A 14,257-nucleotide genomic window follows, 5' to 3' on the forward strand; every position below is an offset into this window, starting at 1 on the left:
GAGCAAGGAGCATGGCATGGCATACGGTGATCGGGTCCTGCAACAAGGGCTCAAGGGTGAGGATGTGGTGGAGCTGCAGCTGCGCCTGGCGGGCTACCGCGGCACGCTGCTCGATGGCGACTTTGGCTCGGGCACCGAGCTGCAGGTCAAGAGCTTCCAGCGCGACTACATGAGGCTGAGCGCTCCCAGCGGCGTGGTGGACCGCGCCACTTTTCTGGCCATCGACGAGCTGGCCAGCCGCTTCCCCATCGACTTTGCGCAGCTGCGCTGCCCTTGCGGGGTCTGCAGCGGTTTCGGCCAGGGCCGCTTCAAAGGGCGCTACATGCCCGGCGGCGAGGGCCAAGAGAAGTTCCACCGCTACGAGTACCCCGGCATCCACCGCCTGATCCTCTGGGCGGCGCGGGCCTTGTTTGCCTACCGCGAGGACATTCGTTTCAGCTTCTCCTCGGGCTACCGCTGCGCGGTCGAGAACGAGCGCAAGGGCCGCACCACCACCAACCACCACGGCAAGGCCGTGGACATCGACACCGTGCTGGCGCCCGGCATGGGCAAGCGCGAAGACCTGGAGCGCTGCAACGAGCTGCGCAGCCTGCTGGTCGAAAAGTCCAATGCCCAGATCGGCTGGCTGGCCCGCAACCGCAAATCGCTGGAACCCTCGGACATCGCGCCCACCTGGGTTCACTACGATGTGCGCGAGTACGAGAGCAAATACCTGCGCGACGAGTTCTTCTGCCGCGATCTGGCCGGGCTGGACCGGCGCCTGCCGATCACGGTCTGAGTTAGGGCCTGCGGCTCAGAAGCTCAATACAAAAGCCGCGCCGCCCTCCAGCGGCCGCACATGGCGCACGCGGCCGCCCATGCCGTGCACCAGCTGGCGCACCACGGTCAGGCCGATGCCCTGGCCGCCCTCGCTGGCGCTGAAGAAGGGCATGAAGATCTTGTGCTCCAGGCCCGGCGGCACGCCGGGGCCGTTGTCGCGCACGCTGAGCTGCAGCCGCCCGCCGCGGCCCTGGCGCGCCTGCACCCAGAGGCGCGGCTGGCTCAGGCCCTCGGTGGCCTGCTCGGCATTGCGCAAGAGGGCTAGCAGGGCCTGCTCCAGCTGGCCTTCGTCGGCTTGCAAATACAGGCCCGCGCTGGCCGGCTCGAAGCTGGCCTCGCCGCCGCGCTGGCGCCAGGCCGGGGCCACCGCCTGCTGCAGCCGCTGCAGCAAACCATCGAGCGCCACCGGGGCCAGCACCGGCGCTGGCCATTGGCTGACACGCCGGTAGGTGCGCACAAAGCGCGCCAGCTCGGCCGCGCGCAGCTCGATGCCGGCCAGGGCGCTGCGCAGATCGGCCTCCACCAGGGGCGGCTCGTCCAGCAGCAGCTGGGCCGTCTGGCTCAGGCTCTGGATGGGCGTCAGCGAATTCATGATCTCGTGCGTCAGCACCTGCACCAGCTGCTGCCAGGCCTGCAGCGATTCGCCCTCCAGCTCGTTCTCCAGCGGCACCAGGGCCAGCAGGGTCTGCTGTTCGCCGTCCAGCGAGAGCGGCTGGCGCTGCAGCTGCCAGCGTTCGCTGCCGCGCTCGGTGTCCAGCAGCACCGGGCCGCTGCGGATGTCCTGCCTGCGCAGCAGGGCCTGCAAGGCCGCAGGCTCGCGCACGCCACCCGGTGCGGTCAGGCGCCGCGCCCGGCTGCTCAGGGCTTGCAGCGTGGGCAGCGCCGCGCTTTCGCGCAGCACCCAGGCGGCCACCGGCAGGTGCTCCAGCTGCGTCTGCAGCAAGATCAGCTGGCGCTGATCTGCAGCCAAAGGCGGCTCGGGCGGCAAGGGCAGGGCTGGGCGGCGGCGCAGCTGCACCGCGGCGCGCAGCAAGGGCCAGGCGCAAGCCGCGCCCGCCACGGCCAGCAGCAGCAGGGCCAGGGTGCTGCGCGCACTCAGCGGCCCACGCGCCAGCAGGGCCTGGCCCAGGGCACCGGCCGCGGCCCAGAGCAGGGCGGCCGCCAGCAGGCGCAAGGACTCAAAGCCCATGCTTGTCCAGTCGCCGGTAGAGGGCCGCACGCGACAGGCCCAGGATGCGGGCGGCGGCGCTGAGATTGCCCTCGGCCTCGGCCATGGCGGCCAGCACGGCGGCGCGCTCCTGGGCGGCGAGGGAGCGGTCGCTGTCGGGTGTGAGTTCGGGTTTGGATGCGACCGGTGGGGTCAGGTCTTGCCGGCTCGCTGCACTTTGCTGATCGACCCGCTGCAAGGCCTCGCGGCAGGTGGCGATCAGGCGCACGTTGTCCCAGGGCTTGGTCAGAAAATCAAAAGCACCACGCTTGAGCGCCTGCACGGCCAGATCGATGTCGGCGTAGGCCGTCATCACCACCACCAGGGGCGCCTGCGGCCGGGCCTGCACCTCGGCCAGCAGCTGCAGGCCTTGCGCGCCGTCGCTGCGGCCGGGGCCGAAGTTCAGGTCCAGCAGAAGCAGGCTGGGGCGCAGCCGGTCCAGGGCGGCCATCAGCTCGGCCGGCCGGCGCAGGCAATGGATGGGCGCCACCCGGCGCTGCAGCAGCAGCTGGGCGGCCAGGCCGACGCCGGGGTCGTCGTCGAGCAGCAGGATCTGGTGGGCGGGCGCTGCGGCCACGATGTCGATGTCGTTCACGGCCTGCATCTTCGCAGCAGCTCGCACGCGCGCGCCAGCCCGGTGTCCGGAAGCGGACAGGGGGCTTGGCGGCCGGCATGCGGGGCGGCGATGCTGGCAAGGCCGGGGCTGAAGTCTTCCGCAGGCCCCATCTTTTTTGCCGCCGCCCGCCGCGGGCGCAGCCATCACCTCATGATCGAACTGAGCCAACTGAGCAAACGTCACCGCGCCGGTGATGTCGAGACCCTCGCCCTCAATGCCATCGACCTGCGCATCGAGGCCGGCGAATACGTGGCCATCACCGGCCCCTCGGGCTGCGGCAAGTCCACCTTGCTGGGCCTGCTGGGCCTCTTGGACCGGCCCAGCAGTGGCCGCTACCTGCTGGAGGGCGAAGACCTGGCGCGCAAGAGCCCGCGCGAGCTGGCGGCCCTGCGCCGCGGCCGCATCGGCTTTGTCTTCCAGAGCTTCAATCTGGTGGAGGAGCTCAGCGTGCAGGACAACGTGCAGCTGGCCCTGCGCTATGGCGAGCAGCCCGAGCGGGCGCAGCGCCAGCGCGTGGCCGAGGTGCTGGAGCGCCTGGGCCTGAGCCACCGCGCCGGCCACCGGCCCAGCCAGCTCAGCGGCGGCCAGCAGCAGCGTGTGGCGATTGCCCGCGCCATCGCCGCGCGGCCAGCCCTACTGCTGGCCGACGAGCCCACCGGCAACCTCGACAGCGCCCATGGCCAGGAGGTCATGCACCTGCTGCGTCAGCTGAACGAAGAGGGTACGACCCTGGTGATGGTGACCCACAGCCCCGAGCATGCGGCCCTGGCCTCGCGCACCGTGCGCCTGCTCGATGGCCGCGTGCTGGTGGACGCCCATGCCGAGGCCTGCGCATGAGCGGCCTCCCAACTTTGTGGCGCGAAGCCTGGGCCGGCCTGCGCCAGCGCCGCGCCGCCACGCTTGTTTCTGCCGGTGGCCTGATGCTGGCGCAGGCGGCCTGCTTGCTGGTGGCCGTGCTGGCTCTGTCGCGCAGCGCCATCGACCCCGGTGTGCCGGCGCCCGAGCGCGTGGTGATGCTGGACTTCCGTCCCCATGCCAAGGGCGAAGGCGGCGTGGAGAACGACTGGCAGCTGGCCGCGCCGGCCGCCCTGGTGCCCTGGCTCAAGACCCGCGGCCTGCCGCTGGAGCAGATCAGCCGCAGCAGCAGCGAGGGCTTCACCTTGCAGATGAGCGGCGATGGCCAGAGCCGCGTCGAGGTGGTGCGGGTGCTGATTGCCGACCCCAGTCTGGTGCCGCTGATGGGCTTGAAGACCCTGCATGGCGACCTGGCCGCCACCCTTGCCCGCAAGGACGCCATCGCCTTGACGCCCAAGCTGGTGCGCAAGCTCTGGGGCGATCTGCCCCTGGCCCAGGCCCTGGGTCGCATCGTCGAATGCCGGGGCAAGAGCTACACGGTGACGGCGGTGATCCCGGCGCTCGACAGCCGCAGCACGCTGGATGCGGCCCATGAGGCCATGGCCAGCTTCGAGCTGGCCGGGGTGGATTTCCGCGGCGGCCTGCTCGACAGCCCCGAGGCGCTGGAGGGCATCCACAAGGGCAATGCGCAGATTTATGCGCGCTTGCGCCCGGGCGCTGAAGTCAATCAGCTCGCGCCCCTGCTGGCCGCGGCCTACCGCGCCCACCCGCTGCACGACAAGCTGCCGGCCGAATGGAAAACCGCCGGGCCGGAGCAGGCCGCGGCCGACTTCCGCGCGCTGCCCCTGCCCCAGCTGCCGCTCGAGGGTCAGGACTTGCTCTGGACCGTGATGACGGCCTTGGGCGCCGCCAGCGGCCTGCTATTGCTGCTGGCCGCCATCAACACCATGAACTTGCAGGCGGCCCAGCTGCTGCAGCGCCAGCGCGAGACGGCGCTGCGCCGCAGCCTGGGCGCCAGCGGTGGCCAGCTGCTGCAGCTCTGGTGTACCGAACTCTTGATCACCTTGGGCCTGGCCGCGGCTGGCGCGGCCTTGCTGGCCTGGTGGTTGGGCCCGGCCGCCGCCGACTGGCTGGGCTTGAGCGCCCAGCGCCCGGTGGTGGACGCGCTGCCGGCGCCGGCATGGCAAGGCCTCTTGCTGCTGCAACTGGTGCTGCTGCCGCTGAGCCTGGCCTTGCCGGCCACCCTGGCCCTGCGCCAGGTGCCAGCTCCAGCCTTGCAAGGCCGCACGGTCAGCGAAGGGCCCTGGGGCCGGCGCCTGCGCCAGGGCTTGTTGAGCCTGCAGCTGGGCGGCGCCTTGCTGCTGCTGGCCTTGAGCGGGGTGATGGCCTTGCAGCACCGCCACCTGCTGCAGCTGGACCGTGGCTTCGAGACCCGCAACCGCCTGGTGCTCAGCGCCATGGTCGAGCGCGATTTCGTGCCCAAGCTCGATGCCTTTGTCGATGGCCTGCGCCAGCATCCCGCCATCCAGCATTTCGCCTTCAGCACCGCCCGCCCGGCCATGGACCATTGGGGTCCGAGTGAATTGCACGTCAGCCCCAGCGGCGCCAAGCAGATGCTGCGCATGACCACGGTCTCGCCGAGCTACTTCGTCACCTACGGCATGAAGGTCTTGGCCGGCGCGCCCGAGCAGGGCAGCGGCGAGGGGCGATTGGTGATCGACGCCAAGGCGGCGCGCCTGCTGGGCTTTGCCACGCCGCAGGCGGCCGTGGGCGCCGTGCTGCGCGGCGGTGGTGACCAAGTCCAGGAGGGCCAGGAGCAACGCCGGGTGGTGGCGGTGGTCAATGACATGAAGCAGGAATCGGCGCGCGATGCGGCCCAGCCGCAGGGCTTTGTGCTCAGCGATGCGCCGCAGTGGGACTTGACGGTCTACGGTCCCGATGCCCGCGCCTTGCGCGCCGGCCTGGAGGAGGTCTGGCGCACGCATGGCCCGCCGCTGGGGCATATGGTCTGGAGCGCCGAGGAGCAGACTGCCCTGGTCTACCGCCAGGAGGAACAGCTGCGCCAGGTGCTCAGCGTGGTGGCGCTGCTGGCGGTCGGCGTGGCCATGCTGGGCGCCTACGCCCTGGTGGCCGACACCTTGCGCCGCCGCCGCACCGAGCTGGTCCTGCGTCGCTTGCATGGCGCCAGCCACGCGGACATTGCCGCCGAAGTGGCGCGTGAGTTCCGTGGCCCGCTGCTGCTGGCGGGCATCCTGGGCCTGCCGCTGGCCGGCCTGGCGGGCATGGCTTACCTCGACGGTTTTGTCGACCGCCTGGCGCCGCTGCCGGGCCTGGCCTTGCCGCTGCTGGTGGCGGCCTTGCTGACGGTGGGCATCACCGCCTTGGCTGCGGCCCGCCACATCCGCCTGGCCTTAGGCCTGCAGCCGGTGGAGGCCTTGCACTGAAGCCCGTGAATCAGGCGCCGGCCCGCAGCTAGACTTCCCGCTGTTCGGTTAGCCGGTGAGATAGAAAAATGAGTGAACAGCAGCAGCAGCGCCTGATCGTGGGCGTCGACAAATTCGAGAACATCGTCGCCTTGTTGCTGGAAGAAGCGGGCTTTTGGGTGCGCCGTGGTTTCAAGGTCGCGCTGACGCAGGATGAAAAGCGCCAGATTGGCAAGACCTCGGCGCCCAAGCCCGAGATCGACATGCTGGCCTACCACCCGGGCCGCCAGGAGTTGCTGGTGCTGGAGGTCAAGGCCTACCAGGACACCCCCGGCGTCAAGCTGGCGCAGATGCAGGAAGTTCACGAGGTGCCCACCGGCCGCTTCAAGCTCTTCACCAGCGATCTCTACCGCCAGGTGGTCTTCACCCGTCTGCAGCAGCAGCTGCTGGAGCTGGGCCAGATCGCTGAGCACACCCAGCTGCGACTGGGCCTGATCCCGGGCAAGGTCAACCAGGGCCAGAGCGAGGCCTTGCGTGCGCTGATGCAGGAGCGCGACTGGTTCTTCTGGTCGCCGGACGAGGTCAAGGCCAAGGTGGCGGCGCGCTCGGCGCAGGGTTGATGGCCGTGGCTGAAACCGGCATGAGCGCTTCGCTGGAGGACGCGCTGCCGCAGCGCAGCGCGCGGGTGCTTTTGCGCCGCTTGCGTGCCGGTGATCTGGCGGACTTTCAGGCTTACCGCCAGGACCCGCAGGTCGGGCTGTACCAAGGCTGGCAGGCGCAGAGCGATGCCCAGGCCCTGGCCTTTTTGCAGGAGATGGCCAGCGCGCCCCTGTTGCAGCCCGGCGCCTGGTGCCAGCTCGGCCTGGCCGAGACGGGCAGCGATCGCTTGATCGGTGACATCGGCCTGTGCCTGGCGGCCGACTCGGCGTCCGTCGAGATCGGTTTCAGCCTGCATGCGGCCCGCCAGGGCCAGGGCCTGGCGGCCGAAGGCGTGGGGGCGCTGATCGCTTTGCTGTGGGCGTGTTCGCCGGCGGCCGACGTTCGCGGCATCACCGATGCGCGCAACCTCGGCTCCATCCGCTTGCTGGAGCGCCTGGGCTTTGCGCGGGTGGACAGCCAGGCTGCGGTGTTTCGCGGCGAGGCCTGTGTGGAGCATCACTACCGCTTGCCTCGGCCCGCTTGAATCGCCCGCTCAAGTCACCAGGTAGCTCCACCTGCCTTCGCAGCGAACGGTGCTGCGCACCGAGTTGGCGATGAAGCAGTGCGTGTGTGCGGCATGGTGCAGGGCTTGCACGGCTGCCTCGTCGGGCGCCTTGGCGCCGCCAAACTGCACTTCGGGCCGCAGCATCACCTCGGTGATGGCGTCCTGCCCGGCTTCGTTCTGGGCCATCAGGCCTTCGGCCGGGTCCTCGTAGTGGCTCACCACATAGCCGGCACGCGCCGCCAGGTCCAGGAACCAGAGCATGTGGCAGCTGGACAGGGCGGCGATGAAGGCCTCTTCGGGGTCCACCGCGCTGGGGTCGGAGAAGGGCAGGCGCACGACGCTGGGCGAGCTGGAGGCCGGCACCTCGGCGCCGCCGTCGAACAGCCAGCGGTGGGCACGGCTGTAGCGCCGGCCGGTGAAGTCTTCATCGGGGCCCAGTGCCCAGCGGATGGTGGCGTGATGGGTGGACATGAAAGCCTTTCGCTGCAGCGATGGCCTGCATCTTCGTTCATCCCGCGCAGCGCAAGGTCAGGTTGATGCGCTGCTCGCCCAGCAGCGGGTGACGGCCCGGCGCCAGCGCCTGCACGCCGTGGAAGGCCAGGCGCGAGGGCCCGCCCCAGACCAGCACATCGCCATGCTGCAGCGGCCAGCGCGCCGGCCGCTCGCTGCGGCTCAGGCCGCCGAACAAGAACAGGGCCGGCAGTCCCAGGGAGATGGAGACGATGGGCTGGCGCAGGTCCTGCTCGTCGCGGTCCTGGTGCAGGCTCAGCGGCGTGCCGGGCAGGTAGCGGTTGACCAGGCAGGCATCGGGGCGAAAGCCGGGGTAGCCGGCCTCCTCGGCCACCGCCACGGCCAGCTCGGCGATCACCGGCGGCAGCGCCGGCCAGGGTTGGCCGCTCAGCGGGTCTGTCGATTGGTAGCGGTAGCCGCGCGCGTCCGAAACCCAGCCCAGGGGGCCGCAGTTCGTCATCGCCACCGCCATGCGCCGGCCGCCGGGGGTGAGCCAGTGGCGCAGCGCGGCCGCGGCCATCACGCCCTCGGCGGCGGCCAGCAGCTGGGGTGCCTGGGCCAGCGCCCGGCCGCGCAGCAACACGGCGCCAGGGGCCAGGTCTTGCCGGGCCGGCGGCGGCTCCAGAGCGTCATCAAACAGGTCGAGGTTCATGTGGCGCGAGCCTGGGTGCTTGTCAATTGGTGAAATCTTTTTGGGGTCAAATTCAGCAGCCAAGTTCGCTTGCAAAAGCTTGCAAACCCGAATTCCCGAGGCTTGAGAAGCGAGTGGCCGCTGACATCTTTGTTTTTGCGCGGACGCCGCCCAGGCCGGGCAGGGCCATCTGCTGATCCGGGTCAAAACGGGCTCGCTAAGATGGTTGCAGCATGCGCAGCCGGGCTTTCATGGCCCGGCCAGCCGCCACGATCCCGCCACTGATTTTGCTTGCGCTCCCGGAGTACCTCGCATGAGCTCGTCCATCACCCCCCAGCCCACCCAGTTTGATTTCGACAGCGTCCCGCAAGCGCCCCGACAGCCCCTGGCGGCGCCGGCCGCCCTGCCGGCCCAGGAGATCAGCGCCGAGGTGCTGCTGGAGAAATACGCGAAAGGCGAGGAGCAGACCCTGGACGAGCTGCGCCTGCGCGTGGCGCGCGCCCTGGCCCAGGCCGAGGCGCCCGAAGCCCGGGCCGAATGGGAAGCGAAATTTCTCGATGCCCAGCGCCGCGGCTTCGTGCCGGCCGGTCGCATCAATTCTGCCGCCGGCACCGAGCTCAGCGCCACCTTGATCAATTGCTTTGTGCAGCCGGTCGGTGATTCGATTGCCTCGCTGGACGATGGCCACCCGGGCATCTACACCGCGCTGACCGAGGCGGCTGAGACCATGCGTCGCGGCGGCGGTGTCGGTTACGACTTTTCCCGCATCCGCCCGCGCGGCGCCTGGGTCGGTTCGACCCAGAGCAGCGCCTCCGGCCCGGTCAGCTATATGCGGGTGTTCGACCGCAGCTGCGAGACGGTGGAATCGGCTGGCGCCCGCCGTGGCGCGCAGATGGGCGTGCTGCGCTGTGACCACCCCGATGTCGAGGAGTTCATCCGCGCCAAGGACAAGGGCGATCTGAAGAACTTCAACATCTCGGTCGGCGTGACCGATGTGTTCATGCAGGCGGTCGAGGCCAATGGCGAGATCGAGTTGGTGCACAAGGCCGAACCCGGCGCCAAGCAGCGCGCGGCCGGCGCCTACCAGCGCGGCGACGGCCTCTGGGTTTACCGCAAGCTGCAGGCGCGCGAGCTCTGGGACATGGTGATGCGCTCCACGTATGACCATGCCGAGCCCGGCGTGCTCTTCCTGGACCGCATCAACAACGACAACAATCTGTACTACTGCGAGTCCATCTCGGCCACCAACCCCTGTGCCGAGCAGCCGCTGCCGCCCTACGGCTGCTGCTGCCTGGGTTCGGTCAACCTCACGCATTTCGTGCGCCAGCCCTTCGGCCTGGACGCCAGCTTCGACGGCGAGGCCTTTGCCGAGGTCTGCCGCACGGCCACCCGCATGCTGGACAACGTGCTGGACGTGACGCCCTGGCCCCTGCCCGCGCAGCAGCAGGAGGCGCGCAACAAGCGCCGCGTCGGCCTGGGCTTCACCGGCCTGGGTGACACCCTGGTGATGCTGAACCTGCGTTACGACAGCGAGGCCGCGCGCGCCATGGCCAGCGAGATCAGCACCCTGATGCGCGACGCCGCCTACGAGGCCTCGGCCGATCTGGCGCTGGAGCGCGGTGCCTTCCCGCTTTTCAATGCCGACCTCTATCTCTCGGGCGGCAACTTCGCCTCGCGCCTGCCGCAAGGCCTGAAGGACAAGATCCGCGCCCAGGGCCTGCGCAACTCGCACCTGCTGTCGATCGCGCCCACCGGCACCATCAGCCTGGCCTTTGCCGACAACGCGTCCAACGGCATCGAGCCGGCCTTCAGCTGGAGCTACACCCGCAAGAAGCGCATGCCCGATGGCAGCTACAAGGAGTACGCCGTCGAGGACCATGCCTGGCGCCTGTACCGCCATATGTTTGGCAGCGATGCGCCGCTGTCACCGGCCTTCGTCACGGCGCTGGAGCTTTCGGCCTCCGACCATGCCTTGATGGTGGCGGCGGTGGCGCCCTTTGTGGACACCTCGATCTCCAAGACCGTCAATGTGCCGGCCGACTACCCCTACGCCGATTTCCAGGACCTGTACACGCAGGCCTGGAAGAGCGGCCTCAAGGGCCTGGCCACCTACCGGCCCAACAGCGTGCTCGGTTCGGTGCTCAGCGTTGAATCGGCCCAGCCGGCGCCCGCTGCTGCGGTCAGCTCGCCCGAGCCGCTCAAGCCGGTGACCTCGGACGGCGGCAACCAGCGCATGCTGGTCTCGCGCCTGCCCAATGCGGTGCTGGCCTCGCTGCGCTGGCCCAGCCGGCCCGAGCTGCCGAATGGCAACCCGGCCTGGAGCTACATGATCCGCCACCCGCATGGCGACTTTGCCCTGTTCGTCGGCGAACTGCCGGCCGAAGGGCCCGATGCCGGCCTGTTCGGCAAGAACCTGCCCTTTGAGGTCTGGGTCAACGGCGCCGAGCAGCCACGTGGCCTGTCGGCCGTGGCCAAGACCTTGTCCATGGACCTGCGCAGCAATGACGCGGCCTGGCTGCGCCTCAAGCTCGATGCCCTGGCCACCGTGGCCGAGGAGCGCTCTTTCGAGATGGCCATGCCGCCGGGTGGCGAGCAGCGCCTCTTCCCCGGCGTGGTGGCGGCCACGGCTGCGGTCATCCGCTGGCGTTGCGAGCAACTCGGCGCCCTGGCCGAGGGCGGCGCCACGCCGGTGATCGATGCCATGTTCAGCCGCGAAGAGCCGCGCACCAGCACCATGGGCACCCTGGCCTGGGCGGTGGACGTGGACAACCCGGCCACCAACGAGCAATTCACACTGACCCTGAAAGAGGTCAGCCTGCCCACGCCGGACGGCGGCTTTGTCACCCGGCCCTGCGCCATGGGCTTCTCGGGAAACTACCCCAAGGCCCTGGACGGCATGGCCCGCCTCTTGAGCCTGGACATGCGCGTCATGGACCCGGCCTGGATCGGCATGAAGCTGCGCAAGCTGCTCAATGTCGGTGAACCGCTGGGCCACTTCATGGCGCCGGTGCCCAACCTTTCGGGTGAGCGGCGCCAGCAGATCTGGCCTTCGACCGTGGCCTATGTGGCGCGCCTGATCATCCACCGCTACGCCATGCTGGGCGTGCTGGACGAACAAGGCCTGCCCCTGGTGGAGATGGGCTTGCTGCAAGCGCCGATCAGCGCGCGCAAGGCCAGCAGCGCCGGCGCCCTGCAGGCCCAGGCCGGCAAGCCCTGCCCGGAATGCGGCAACCGCACCATGATCCACAAGGACGGCTGCGACTTCTGCACCGCCTGTGGCTATGTGGGGCAGTGCGGCTGATCGAGTGAACCGGTGAACGGGCCGGAGGTTCGCTCTCTCAGCTCGCCATCGCAATCAGCACCACGCGCCGGTTCTTGGCGCGGCTTGCTTCGTTGCTGTTGTCGGCGATCGGCTTCTCGTGGCCGAAGCCCTGCGTTTTCAGCGCGCTGCTGGGCCAGCCCGCGCCTTGCAGTGCGTGGCTGACGGCGCTGGCACGGCGCAGGGACAGCTGCTTGTTGTAGCTGGCGTCGCCCACGGCGTCGCTGTGGCCCTCGATTCGCAGCCGTGGCACCTCGACCTCGCGCAGCTGCTGGCCCAGCTCGATCAGGCGCTTGCGCTGCTCCAGCTGCAGGCGGTCGGAATCGAAGCCGAACAGCAGGCTGGTGGCCAGGTTCAACTCCCACTCATCGCCGGTCTGCGCAAAGCCCAGCTCCTGCAGGCGGCGCCGTTGCTGCTCGGTCCAGGGCGAGGGCGGTGTGATGACGGCTGCCGTGCCGGGGCTGCTTTGGCAGGCCTGCAGGAGCAGGGGCAGCAGGGGCAGGCCAAGCAGCGCGCGACGCTGCGTCAGGCCGGCGGCCCGGTCATGGGTGTTGAGGCCGGTCTCAGTCCGGGCTGGGTGTGGGGCGTGTCGGGGCTGCTTCAAGTGAACTCCTGCTTGATGAGCCGCTGGGCAGCACACCGCGTGCCGCCCGCTTGCGCTGGTACATGTCCTGGTCGGCCGCCTTCATCAGCTCGGCAGCACTCAGGCCATGGGTGGGGAAGATCGCCAGGCCGACGCTGATGCCGGGCACCACGGTGGATCCATTGGGCAAGGTCACCGGCTGGGCCACGGCACTGCGCAGCTGCTCTGCAATTGCCGGGGCATTGGTGGCCTGACGCAGGCCATGGACCAGGACCACGAACTCGTCGCCGCCCAGGCGCCCCACCAGGTCCTGTGCGCGCACGCTGCGGCTCAGGCGCTGGGCCACGGCCACCAGCACGCAGTCGCCGGCCTCGTGGCCATGCTCGTCGTTGATGGTCTTGAAGTGATCGGCGTCGATGAAGTAGAGCGAGAAGCAGCCGCCGGCGCGGCTGGCTTGTGACAAGGTGCTGGCCAGCACGCGTTCGAAATGGGCGCGCGTCGCCACACCGGTCAGGCCGTCGCGCGCGGCCTGGTCGCTGAGCTCGGCATGGGCATGGCGCAGCGCGTCATGCTCGCGCAGCAGTTGCTGCTGGTGCTCGCTGAGCTCCTGCAGCAGGGCGTCGAAATCGGCGCTGAGCTGGTCCAGCTCGCGCACGCCCGCACGCGGGGCCTGGCGCAGGGCCAGCAAGGGGTTGTGGGGCTCGCGCAGCTGGCGCATCTGGCGGCTGTGCTCGGCCAGTGCTTGCAGGGGCAGGACCAGGCGATCGGCCAGGCGGTGCGACACGCGCAGCACCGCCACCCCGGCCAGGCCCATGGCCAGCAACACGCCCGCGGCGGCCCAGCTCATCAGGCTGAGCAGGGCGCTGGCATCGGCCTGCAGCTCCACCACGGCCTGCACCTGGCCCTGGGCCAGCACCGGTGCCTCGGCGCGCACCGGCCAGAGCGTTTCGGCCAGGCGGGCCCAGCTGCCCTGGGCATCTGCCTTGCGGTAGCAGGCGAAGTCTTCATCCGGCAGCGTGCCGGCCGCGCCCGGGCGCGGCAGATCGCGCAGGCTGTGGGCACCCAGGCGCACGCGCGCGGCCGACACCGGCTCGTGGCGCAGCAGCTCTTGCAGCAGGGTTTCGGTGGCCTGCCGGTCCTGGAACACCACGGCGGCCTCCACCGAATAGGCCAGCGAGCGTGCCTGCAGCTCCAGATTGCGCACCGTGGACAGGTGCAGCAGCAGGGCGGCGCCCACGGTCAGTACCAGACCGACGCTGAGCACCGACAGCCACCCGATGCGCCAGCTGGCCGCACGCATCAGCTCGAGCACGCTGGGCACCGGCCGGGCGTGATGGGCCGGGCCTTGAGCCCAGAGATGGCGCCAGGGCTTGCTCATGCCTTGCGCCCCTGGGGCTTGGCCAGGCGCAGCACCTGAGGGTGCACGCGCAGGCCGCTGCGGGCCACGGCGTCGAGGTTGACCTCGAAGCGGGTACGGCCGTCCTGAGCCTCGAGGCAGAACATGCCGCCGTCGCTGCAGAACTCGGGCCCACGGCCCAGGGTCAGCACCGCTTGCTGGGCCAGGCTGCGCAGCAGCTGGCGCAGCGGCTCGGGCTGCCAGCCTTCCAGGTAGACGGCCTGGCAATGGGGCGGCAGGGCGCTCTGATTGGCCTCGATCAGATGGACCTCGAGCTGCCGGCCATCGTGCAGGGGCTGGACCTGGCGGGCGATCTCCTGCGCATCGCTGGCGCTGCGGCTGATGCACAGGCCCAGGGTGGCCGGGCCTTGCGGCCAGCGGGTGTAGCTGACGATGGCTTGCAGGATGGCGCCGGTGGCCAGGGCCGATTGCGCCACCACGGCCTGCTGTGGCAGGGCCTGAGCCTGGCAGGGGCCGCCGGCCAGGCCGCCCAGCAGCAGACCCAGGCCCAGCTCGAGCCGGCGCCGCAGGCGCCCGCGCAGCCACCCGGGCGCGCGCCGCAGCGGGGTCGAGCAGGAGACAAAAAAGGCAGCCAACATTCAGATTCCAAACCAGCCACGCAGGGCCCGGGCCGGGGCCCGGGGACGCGCTTCATATTTCCGAATGAAGACGAGATCGGCCCAGTATAGGCAGG

13 protein-coding genes are annotated in these 14,257 nt (G+C 70.0%); 6 read left to right on the forward strand and 7 right to left on the reverse strand.

Annotated features, from left to right (window positions below):
* Positions 1 to 16: 16 nt before the first annotated feature.
* Positions 17 to 778, forward strand: a complete 762-nt coding sequence (locus OOB33_RS08760) for a peptidoglycan-binding domain-containing protein (protein ID WP_271008390.1) — start codon at positions 17 to 19, stop codon at positions 776 to 778.
* 15 nt (positions 779 to 793) lie between these two features.
* Here the strand turns inward: OOB33_RS08760 and OOB33_RS08765 are convergent, their stop codons facing one another.
* Both OOB33_RS08765 and OOB33_RS08770 read right to left on the reverse strand, forming a co-directional pair.
* Positions 794 to 2,008 (reverse strand): sensor histidine kinase, encoded by a 1,215-nt coding sequence (locus OOB33_RS08765; protein WP_271008391.1) that lies wholly within the window; start codon positions 2,006 to 2,008, stop codon positions 794 to 796.
* Positions 1,998 to 2,621, reverse strand: coding sequence for a response regulator (locus OOB33_RS08770; protein WP_271008392.1), 624 nt, complete (start codon positions 2,619 to 2,621; stop codon positions 1,998 to 2,000). Before OOB33_RS08770 ends, OOB33_RS08765 begins: the two co-directional genes overlap by 11 nt.
* A 171-nt stretch (positions 2,622 to 2,792) precedes the next feature.
* Here OOB33_RS08770 and OOB33_RS08775 point away from each other — a divergent pair, with 171 nt between their 5' ends.
* The 4 genes from OOB33_RS08775 (at position 2,793) to OOB33_RS08790 (ending at position 7,103) form a co-directional block, all read left to right on the forward strand.
* The gene (locus OOB33_RS08775; protein WP_171829116.1) at positions 2,793 to 3,479 is read left to right on the forward strand and encodes an ABC transporter ATP-binding protein; all 687 of its coding nucleotides are present in this window, start codon (positions 2,793 to 2,795) and stop codon (positions 3,477 to 3,479) included.
* Positions 3,476 to 5,941, forward strand: a complete 2,466-nt coding sequence (locus tag OOB33_RS08780) for an FtsX-like permease family protein (protein WP_271008393.1) — start codon at positions 3,476 to 3,478, stop codon at positions 5,939 to 5,941. Before OOB33_RS08775 ends, OOB33_RS08780 begins: the two co-directional genes overlap by 4 nt.
* Positions 5,942 to 6,009: 68 nt before the next feature.
* Positions 6,010 to 6,540, forward strand: coding sequence for a hypothetical protein (locus tag OOB33_RS08785; RefSeq protein ID WP_102767953.1), 531 nt, complete (start codon positions 6,010 to 6,012; stop codon positions 6,538 to 6,540).
* 20 nt (positions 6,541 to 6,560) lie between these two features.
* Complete coding sequence (locus OOB33_RS08790) at positions 6,561 to 7,103, forward strand: GNAT family N-acetyltransferase (protein WP_165794565.1); 543 nt, start codon at positions 6,561 to 6,563, stop codon at positions 7,101 to 7,103.
* 9 nt (positions 7,104 to 7,112) lie between these two features.
* On the opposite strand, the gene OOB33_RS08795 is transcribed toward OOB33_RS08790, so the two are convergent.
* Positions 7,113 to 7,595, reverse strand: a complete 483-nt coding sequence (locus OOB33_RS08795; RefSeq protein ID WP_271008394.1) for an OsmC family protein — start codon at positions 7,593 to 7,595, stop codon at positions 7,113 to 7,115.
* Between the two features lie 37 nt (positions 7,596 to 7,632).
* Positions 7,633 to 8,286 (reverse strand): DNA oxidative demethylase AlkB, encoded by a 654-nt coding sequence (gene alkB, locus OOB33_RS08800; RefSeq protein WP_271008395.1) that lies wholly within the window; start codon positions 8,284 to 8,286, stop codon positions 7,633 to 7,635.
* Between the two features lie 292 nt (positions 8,287 to 8,578).
* Between alkB and OOB33_RS08805 the strand changes: the two genes are divergently transcribed.
* A complete protein-coding gene (locus OOB33_RS08805) occupies positions 8,579 to 11,566 on the forward strand; it encodes an adenosylcobalamin-dependent ribonucleoside-diphosphate reductase (RefSeq protein WP_271008396.1) in 2,988 nt (995 codons plus the stop codon).
* Between the two features lie 37 nt (positions 11,567 to 11,603).
* Here OOB33_RS08805 and OOB33_RS08810 read toward each other — a convergent pair whose 3' ends face one another.
* Genes OOB33_RS08810 through OOB33_RS08820 form a run of 3 tightly spaced genes read right to left on the reverse strand, consistent with a single transcriptional unit; the run spans position 11,604 to position 14,162 of the window.
* Positions 11,604 to 12,188, reverse strand: a complete 585-nt coding sequence (locus tag OOB33_RS08810; RefSeq protein ID WP_271008397.1) for an OmpA family protein — start codon at positions 12,186 to 12,188, stop codon at positions 11,604 to 11,606.
* A complete protein-coding gene (locus OOB33_RS08815; RefSeq protein ID WP_271008398.1) occupies positions 12,148 to 13,545 on the reverse strand; it encodes a sensor domain-containing diguanylate cyclase in 1,398 nt (465 codons plus the stop codon). Before OOB33_RS08815 ends, OOB33_RS08810 begins: the two co-directional genes overlap by 41 nt.
* The gene (locus tag OOB33_RS08820) at positions 13,542 to 14,162 is read right to left on the reverse strand and encodes a YfiR family protein (RefSeq protein ID WP_271008399.1); all 621 of its coding nucleotides are present in this window, start codon (positions 14,160 to 14,162) and stop codon (positions 13,542 to 13,544) included. The genes OOB33_RS08815 and OOB33_RS08820 overlap by 4 nt, the downstream gene beginning before the upstream one ends.
* Positions 14,163 to 14,257: the final 95 nt, after the last annotated feature.

The organism is Paucibacter sp. B51, assembly GCF_027863535.1.
GTDB classification, from domain to species: Bacteria; Pseudomonadota; Gammaproteobacteria; order Burkholderiales; family Burkholderiaceae_C; genus Paucibacter_A; species Paucibacter_A aquatilis.

Coding starts and splice junctions, on each gene's coding strand:
- OOB33_RS08765 (WP_271008391.1), bottom strand. CDS start 2,008: ATGGGCTTTGAGTCCTTGCGCCTGCTGGCGGCCGCCCTGCTCTGGGCC.
- OOB33_RS08795 (WP_271008394.1), bottom strand. CDS start 7,595: ATGTCCACCCATCACGCCACCATCCGCTGGGCACTGGGCCCCGATGAA.
- OOB33_RS08805 (WP_271008396.1), top strand. CDS start 8,579: ATGAGCTCGTCCATCACCCCCCAGCCCACCCAGTTTGATTTCGACAGC.
- alkB (WP_271008395.1), bottom strand. CDS start 8,286: ATGAACCTCGACCTGTTTGATGACGCTCTGGAGCCGCCGCCGGCCCGG.
- OOB33_RS08780 (WP_271008393.1), top strand. CDS start 3,476: ATGAGCGGCCTCCCAACTTTGTGGCGCGAAGCCTGGGCCGGCCTGCGC.
- OOB33_RS08775 (WP_171829116.1), top strand. CDS start 2,793: ATGATCGAACTGAGCCAACTGAGCAAACGTCACCGCGCCGGTGATGTC.
- OOB33_RS08760 (WP_271008390.1), top strand. CDS start 17: ATGGCATACGGTGATCGGGTCCTGCAACAAGGGCTCAAGGGTGAGGAT.
- OOB33_RS08815 (WP_271008398.1), bottom strand. CDS start 13,545: ATGAGCAAGCCCTGGCGCCATCTCTGGGCTCAAGGCCCGGCCCATCAC.
- OOB33_RS08790 (WP_165794565.1), top strand. CDS start 6,561: ATGAGCGCTTCGCTGGAGGACGCGCTGCCGCAGCGCAGCGCGCGGGTG.
- OOB33_RS08820 (WP_271008399.1), bottom strand. CDS start 14,162: ATGTTGGCTGCCTTTTTTGTCTCCTGCTCGACCCCGCTGCGGCGCGCG.
- OOB33_RS08785 (WP_102767953.1), top strand. CDS start 6,010: ATGAGTGAACAGCAGCAGCAGCGCCTGATCGTGGGCGTCGACAAATTC.